Raw genomic sequence first — 6,382 nt, 5'->3', positions numbered from 1 at the left:
TGTAAGAGCGTTTTAACTTGGGTTTTATTTTTGATCTGTAGGCTAGAGTTTGCGCTTATAGATTTTTCTCTTAGAAACACAATAGTCAGGATATCTTTTGGCCAAGCACTATCTTTACTGTCAATTAAGTCAATTAAATGGATTGGGAGCCGGTACATACCGGCAATTTTTGGTTCACACACCACGCATCTAAAGATAAAGGCCCCAAAGCCTTATAATATAAGGGATACAGCGGTTTTTTATATGTCTGGAAAGCGTTTACGCTTTTATCATGATTTTTATTATTTTTCATAGGTTTAGCTGTAAACACTTTTTGTTGCAGATAAAGTGCAATATTTACTTACAAAACAATAGGATAGCCTGTAATCAGCTTTGTTTACGCTTTTATATGAATTTCTCTTTTTATATTAGATATTTAACCTGTAATCATTAAAACTTAATACAGTGTTTACTTATATTTGATAGTTACTTTTTAGAAATTAGATGCTTAGATTGAAAACAAATGATAGGAGTTTTTCATGAACAGTACTCGAACCGTTGCCGTCAGATTAGACAATCAGGTTGCACAAGAATATGAGCGTTTGGCTCAGTTGAAGGGCGATAAATTAGGGACTTATCTGCGGGATCTTCTGACCAATAATTTACAGATGGCCAGCATTGAGCGACAAGTCAGTCGGATTGAAACACTGGTGAATGATTTTGAAAAAGATATTAATCGATCATTGGATCAATTTACTCAAGCTAATTCTTTGAATGAAAATTTATTAGGAGATTTAGGGGAAATATACATGTTTCAAATAGGCATTCTTATGAAGCTACAAACAGAGAAATATGAGATTCGAGGAATGCAGGCTAAAGGAAGAAGTCATGCCAAGGCTAGCTATCTGAAAGGAAAAAATCATGAGTAATATTATTCAACTTTCTAAACCATGTGCTTTCTGTGATTCAAGGGAAAACGTACAGCTTTTTGCAGGGCTGATGCTTTGCGGAAATTGTCAGGAAAACATTAGGATTACCAATCCTGGCATGTTTGAGGCCAATGATCAGATCGAACAAAAAGCCCAAGATTAACTTGGGCTGCGTATAAGAGATTTTATGTTAAGTAGTAGTATTTAATACTAAATTTTTGATTGTTGGATGGTTGATAGATAAATTCCATTCTTCATCGAAAGTAGAGTCAAATTCAAAATTTGAAAATAACTTTCTTGAACTCCCTCTTTTACCTTGCTGTTCCTCTTTCCATTCTTTTATTTCTGGTGTTTTTAGAAGTAGAACTTTATCAAAAATATAGCCAAATCTTGCTCTATCAATAATAGATCCATTTTTTGTTAAGCTAGTAATAAGTTCTTGAAACAAATCATTATCTTTCAATATATTTTCTCTATACACACCTAATACATGACTAATTCCACCACAATAGTGTGGTGTTCTAAGCATATCTAAATAAAGATCTACTACATTCTGTAGATGACATTGATTCCACCATTCACTTTCAACCAATTTTTTCTTATTAGTTATAATTATAGTTTTTGTGGAGCCTGCTTCTTCTAAGATACTTTGATGAGGGTATGGATCTAAAATTGATTGGGTACTTAAAATTACGTCATTAATTTCAATATATTCGTTACTAATAGACTTAGTAACTTCAAAATTTTTAAATCGTTTTTTTATTTCTTTGAGACACAGATCTTTCCAATCTTTTCTTGCGGGACATGTGAAATAGATACCGGTCGTTTGAGTATTACCAATACCATATAAGTTCATAGCCGTTAGATGGCTTAAAAAACCTAACGGATAGACAGTATTGATGAAAATGAAGACATGCCTTTATTTGTTCTTATCTCTGCTAAATTAACTTCTGATGCTTTTGCCCAAATTGAACTTGGATAATTAATACATTGAGTTGCTGAATTGGCTGTTGTATTAAAACAATACATATCTACTTTTTGGTTGGGTTTAAGGCTTGCCGCAAATTCAGAGTCGGAAATATAAGCCTTATAATTTACATAGTTTTCTGTTAAATCGGCATACATTTTTCCATTACTATCTAATTTTACGTTTTTAACTGTGCCTTTTAGGCGTACCCATTGATTCGCATAGTCTCTATTTGCCGCCACCTCATTCCCAGCAAAATCATTTTTAATTTTATTTGTTGTCACTGCTTTTTTAGGAGAACTTTTTACTATCTTTTCCCAGTCAAATAGTGCCTCACCACTGTCTATCCATGTAGTAAAATCATCATAAATCATAATATTTTTTATGGCTTCTTCTTTATTTGCAAAAGTAAATGATGATGTAGTTAATAATAATGTCGGGATCAGAAGGTATTTCATAAAAAGATACTCTAAAATTAATTTTAAGTTAGAATCTTATAAAACAATGACTTAATTAAAAGCAATTTTTTTGCTTTAGGGAATAGTGTATGCCTTTAATAAATTGTCCAGAATGCAACCATTCTGTTAGTGATAAAGCCTTAGATTGTCCATCTTGTGGGGCTAGATTAATGAAACCTAAAAGAGGTTTCTTTGGTAAGATTTTTAAATGGCTCTTTATTCTTTTTAACCTTTTTATGCTAGTTATGACATTTAAATCTTGTGGAAGTGCTTCAGAAATTATTGCTTCTAGCCAAAATGAATATGAACAAGCAGGAGCTACATTAGGTTCTACATTAGGCTTAGGGATGGTGATAATTTTCTGGGCATTAGTAGATGTAATACTTGGATTATTTGTACTATTCACAAGACCAAAGCGATAAAAATAGGGAGATATTCTCCCTGTTTTTCAAATAGCTAAGCGTAAATTAAGGGCTTTAACAACTTTTATAACAGTGTCAAAACTAGGATTAACATCCCCAGATAGAGCTTTGTAAAGACTTTCTCTTCCTAAGCCAGTTTCTTTTGATAATTGAGTCATACCTTTAGCTTTAGCAATGTTTCCTAGTGCTTTAGCGATAAAGGCTGCATCACCGTTGGATTCATCAATACATGCTTGTAAGTAAGCTTGCATATCCTCTTCTGTTTTGAGGTGCTCTGCACTATCCCACTTACGAAGTTTAATAGCCATTTATAGTTCCTCCTCTAGGTCTTTTGCTAGCTTCAAGGCGAGTTTTATATCTTTACTTTGGGTGGTTTTATCACCGCCTGCTAATAAAATGATAACTCTTTGTCCTTGTTGGCAATAATAAACTCTATAACCAGGACCGAAGAAAAAACGTAGTTCAGAAACACCTTCGCCAACAGGCTCAGTATCTCCAAAATTGCCATCTTCAACCCGATCGATACGAACTTGTATGCGTCTTTTTGCCTGTTGGTCTTTAAGTTTGTCAAACCAATCATCAAAGACTTCGGTGGTGTATATTGAGTACATAAAATTATTGTATCCCATGGGATACATTTGTGCAATTATTTAACTTGCTCACCCATAATATTTATAAGAAGAAATTTGTTGAGTCGCTAGAATTTCATCAATAGCTTCAGGTTTCCATATAATTGCTAGATCAGCCATTTCCTCTTTTACTTTATAACGACCAGAATATATACCACCGAACTTATAACAGTTGCCGAGTAGTCCATTTCCTATTTCTTCTTTTCCCTTAGGATAAGTAATACCTGTTGACTGAATAAACACAGGAGAACCAGACATTCCTGATTTTGTTGTAGCTGTATCTATATAATATTTAGGTAAATAGTCTAAATTGACTATGTATTCAGTAGCAATAGTTCCTCTTTTCCAGATTGGAAAGTTTCCACCACCTGTTAATTTCAGTGGATACCCTAAAATGAAAGCATCCATTCCTGCAAGAATATGGAAATCAACAATCATAGGGGAGTTTATTGAATTAATAATTTCATTTGATATACCTTGCTTTCGAATAGAGGAAATATCTCCTTCTAAAGGAATTGCTACAATATCAACAGCTTTACCATGAATAGGATGTTCATACCAATTTGGAATATATTGTTCATTTTCAAAACTATATAAATCTAAATAATTTTCAATCCATTCAATAATGTAATGGCCATGTTCGTTAAATATTTTCTTATGAAAAAAGAGTTTGATTCGATCAGGTAGTGCGCCAGTTGGACTAATGCATTTATCATTAGGATCTTTCCCTGTGACATTATGACGGTTTGTGATTAAGTAAACCTTTTGGTCATAACTATATAAGCATGCTGTTGCTGTACTGAGTATATCTGTATTACGAAGTAGCTCAATTTTGAAGGAAGATAAACTTAATGGGTTAAACATGCTTAATCTGCTCTTTAATTTTTAGTTTATCTAAAATTAACATAATACACCTTATACGAAATGCGTTATAATTATCTTTAGAAATCAATGCTGTAGTTACATGATTTTAGCCCACATACCCTCTGGTGGGCTTTTTTTATGATTTTTCACGTTCCACGCCTATTATTTAATCAATGTTTCACGACTTTGTTCATATTAGTTAAACAATCGTGGTTAATCATAGGGTCTAAAAAAACGGCTCCAAAAGCCCCTTTTCTCCGGTTCCTGCTCAACTTGCTCCGGCACTGGAATCCGCTTATTTTCAGTCTGCTCCAGAGTAGTCAATCCGTCATGTTTCAGCTCAGGTTCTGGCCGAGGATCCGTTGCTATATTCTGGCTAGGTTTCTGATCGGTAAACGTAGTCATATTGGTTTTTGGGGCTTCTAATAGACGTTGCATTGCCTCAATTTGTTCGTCCTTAACATGTAACTGATCATTCTTAGCTTTTAATTCATCTCGTTGAAATTTCTCACGGTCATGAGCCTGTTCTAGCTGTTTTTGAAGAATGTGAACCTGTTGTTCAAGCAGGTGAACTTCTGACAACTTTCGTGTTTCGGTTGTCTGTGAACTGTTCACATGTTTAGATGGTTCACCAAAGACTCGAATAGCTTCAGAAAGATCAATTTTACCATCGCTATTCTTACTTAAATTACCTTTATTTATTTGTTTATAAACGGCTTGACGAGTCATTCCATAGAGGTTTGAAAGTTCGATAACAGATAGTGATTTCATGTTGTAATTTAGGTTGTCTATTATGTGAACTAAGATACATTAAGAAACAGTCAACCGCTACATACACAATCAAACCTCACCCTTTAAAACCTAAATTCCTAAGATGAGGAATAAATTGCTTTTGTTGTATTGGATCTCTAAGCATTTCTTTTATTCTTGATGCCAGTACATCATAGCTTTCTCCTTGAGCTGCTAAATGCGATAGCTCATGTAAGCGAGAAAGCTGATTGCCAAACATATTGATTTGAGCGTCTGTTAGTTTATAAACCTTATCTTGTTCGTTATTTTGATTAATGCTTTTTGATTTTTCTTTAAATGAAAAAAGAATATGGGTGACTTTACGACCAGTTTTTTTCTGCTCATAGGAAACGCTTAATGGGCTGCATTCATTTATTTGGTCTACAGCAGTATCAATTACCCGTTTTTTGAAATCTGCAAATAGTGGGTATTTTTTGCCAAGCTCCAACATGCTTCGTAAGCTCTCAACAGAGATTTCACGCTTACCTATTTGTCTGTATTGCACCAATAATTCATAAATACGAATACCATATCCACTATTGATCCCAGCAATATCTGATAGAGCATACTTAGTAAATTCTCTACTTAAATTAGATATGAAGGGCAAGATAGGTTTTGAAAAACGAATACCAATGATACTTTGACTATCCAAAAACTGGATCTCTTGTACCCACCTCATTTTTATAGATTTATCATCAATACTAAGATTAATAGATCTTTCATAAAGTCTATTAATACCTTCTTTTAAGTCTCTGTATGCGGTTTTTTCATGTACTCCTAATAGCTGTAGTTCACTAACGCTTACAGGGTATAACTCATCATCAGTAATAGGCTGGCTCTTCGGAATACGTGAAATAGCTGCCAAGACGATACGCTGTTCTACAGCACTTAATTGATAGGAAGCTTCTATAACTTGATTTGATTTAACAATTTGATTCTTATCCAAAATAAAACCATTAATTTTCTTTTATATATGACAACTATATACTTGTCATATTTGGTAGTCAATCCGTCATAGTTAAGTAGTCAATCCGTCATAGTTAGTAGTCAATCCGTCATAGTTAGTAGTCAATCCGTCATAGTTAAACGTTGAAAGGCTTGCTCCATAAGGGATACAGCTCAATGAAAAGATTTAAAAGATATAAAATAATTAAAAATACGTTTGAAAAAATTGCCCTTGGTTTTCGCTACGCTCAAACTCTATTGAATCTCGCTTTCGCTCGATTCGTGGGGCAATTTTTTAGATCATTCTGTTGTGACTTTGAGAAAAAGCAAAGGCAAGAGCAAAAGCAACTCGGAATTCGCTTCGCTCATAAAGCTTTTTTACTCGCTACGCTCAATCTAG

The 6,382-nt window shown here is 33.8% G+C and carries 11 protein-coding genes; 4 read left to right on the top strand and 7 right to left on the bottom strand.

Features of this window, described 5'->3' with window-relative positions:
* The first annotated feature begins 518 nt into the window (after nt 1-518).
* Entirely contained in the window at nt 519-908 is a 390-nt protein-coding gene (locus IMO47_RS19485; protein WP_087514418.1) for a hypothetical protein, read from the top strand.
* The gene (locus IMO47_RS19480) at nt 901-1,071 is read left to right on the top strand and encodes a hypothetical protein (protein WP_005804935.1); all 171 of its coding nucleotides are present in this window, start codon (nt 901-903) and stop codon (nt 1,069-1,071) included. Before IMO47_RS19485 ends, IMO47_RS19480 begins: the two co-directional genes overlap by 8 nt.
* Before the next feature lie 27 nt (nt 1,072-1,098).
* On the opposite strand, the gene IMO47_RS19475 is transcribed toward IMO47_RS19480, so the two are convergent.
* Nucleotides 1,099-1,764, bottom strand: a complete 666-nt coding sequence (locus IMO47_RS19475) for a hypothetical protein (protein ID WP_196074352.1) — start codon at nt 1,762-1,764, stop codon at nt 1,099-1,101.
* Nucleotides 1,765-1,787: 23 nt separating this feature from the next.
* Entirely contained in the window at nt 1,788-2,333 is a 546-nt protein-coding gene (locus IMO47_RS19470) for a hypothetical protein (RefSeq protein ID WP_242052705.1), read from the bottom strand.
* 89 nt (nt 2,334-2,422) lie between these two features.
* Between IMO47_RS19470 and IMO47_RS19465 the strand changes: the two genes are divergently transcribed.
* Nucleotides 2,423-2,755: a hypothetical protein gene (locus IMO47_RS19465; RefSeq protein ID WP_114900853.1), complete on the top strand. Its 333-nt coding sequence runs from the start codon at nt 2,423-2,425 to the stop codon at nt 2,753-2,755.
* 26 nt (nt 2,756-2,781) lie between these two features.
* On the opposite strand, the gene IMO47_RS19460 is transcribed toward IMO47_RS19465, so the two are convergent.
* The 5 genes from IMO47_RS19460 to repM all read right to left on the bottom strand — a co-directional run bounded on the left by IMO47_RS19460 (nt 2,782) and on the right by repM (nt 5,983).
* The gene (locus IMO47_RS19460; RefSeq protein ID WP_000985611.1) at nt 2,782-3,063 is read right to left on the bottom strand and encodes an addiction module antidote protein; all 282 of its coding nucleotides are present in this window, start codon (nt 3,061-3,063) and stop codon (nt 2,782-2,784) included.
* The gene (locus IMO47_RS19455; protein ID WP_017397196.1) at nt 3,064-3,366 is read right to left on the bottom strand and encodes a type II toxin-antitoxin system RelE/ParE family toxin; all 303 of its coding nucleotides are present in this window, start codon (nt 3,364-3,366) and stop codon (nt 3,064-3,066) included. It abuts the gene before it with no gap.
* A gap of 48 nt (nt 3,367-3,414) precedes the next feature.
* A complete protein-coding gene (locus IMO47_RS19450) occupies nt 3,415-4,248 on the bottom strand; it encodes a serine protease (protein WP_114900854.1) in 834 nt (277 codons plus the stop codon).
* Nucleotides 4,249-4,461: 213 nt separating this feature from the next.
* Nucleotides 4,462-5,019 (bottom strand): plasmid replication DNA-binding protein, encoded by a 558-nt coding sequence (locus tag IMO47_RS19445; protein ID WP_196074351.1) that lies wholly within the window; start codon nt 5,017-5,019, stop codon nt 4,462-4,464.
* A 76-nt stretch (nt 5,020-5,095) separates the two neighbouring features.
* On the bottom strand, nt 5,096-5,983 hold the full coding sequence (gene repM / locus IMO47_RS19440) for a replication initiation protein RepM (RefSeq protein WP_087514419.1): 888 nt from the start codon (nt 5,981-5,983) through the stop codon (nt 5,096-5,098).
* Nucleotides 5,984-6,159: 176 nt separating this feature from the next.
* Between repM and IMO47_RS19505 the strand changes: the two genes are divergently transcribed.
* The coding region (locus tag IMO47_RS19505; RefSeq protein WP_206760246.1) for a hypothetical protein at nt 6,160-6,382 on the top strand (223 nt) is incomplete at its 3' end.

The sequence above is a fragment of the Acinetobacter sp. Res13-Abat-PEC15-P4-01 genome, assembly GCF_015676285.1.
Classification (GTDB): domain Bacteria; phylum Pseudomonadota; class Gammaproteobacteria; order Pseudomonadales; family Moraxellaceae; genus Acinetobacter; species Acinetobacter nematophilus.
Note: the sequence above shows the minus strand (reverse complement) of the source record. Positions and strands in the feature narration are given on the sequence as shown.

Coding starts and splice junctions, on each gene's coding strand:
- IMO47_RS19450 (WP_114900854.1), bottom strand. CDS start 4,248: ATGTTTAACCCATTAAGTTTATCTTCCTTCAAAATTGAGCTACTTCGT.
- IMO47_RS19470 (WP_242052705.1), bottom strand. CDS start 2,333: ATGAAATACCTTCTGATCCCGACATTATTATTAACTACATCATCATTT.
- IMO47_RS19475 (WP_196074352.1), bottom strand. CDS start 1,764: ATGAACTTATATGGTATTGGTAATACTCAAACGACCGGTATCTATTTC.
- IMO47_RS19455 (WP_017397196.1), bottom strand. CDS start 3,366: ATGTACTCAATATACACCACCGAAGTCTTTGATGATTGGTTTGACAAA.
- IMO47_RS19445 (WP_196074351.1), bottom strand. CDS start 5,019: ATGAAATCACTATCTGTTATCGAACTTTCAAACCTCTATGGAATGACT.
- IMO47_RS19460 (WP_000985611.1), bottom strand. CDS start 3,063: ATGGCTATTAAACTTCGTAAGTGGGATAGTGCAGAGCACCTCAAAACA.
- IMO47_RS19465 (WP_114900853.1), top strand. CDS start 2,423: ATGCCTTTAATAAATTGTCCAGAATGCAACCATTCTGTTAGTGATAAA.
- IMO47_RS19485 (WP_087514418.1), top strand. CDS start 519: ATGAACAGTACTCGAACCGTTGCCGTCAGATTAGACAATCAGGTTGCA.
- IMO47_RS19480 (WP_005804935.1), top strand. CDS start 901: ATGAGTAATATTATTCAACTTTCTAAACCATGTGCTTTCTGTGATTCA.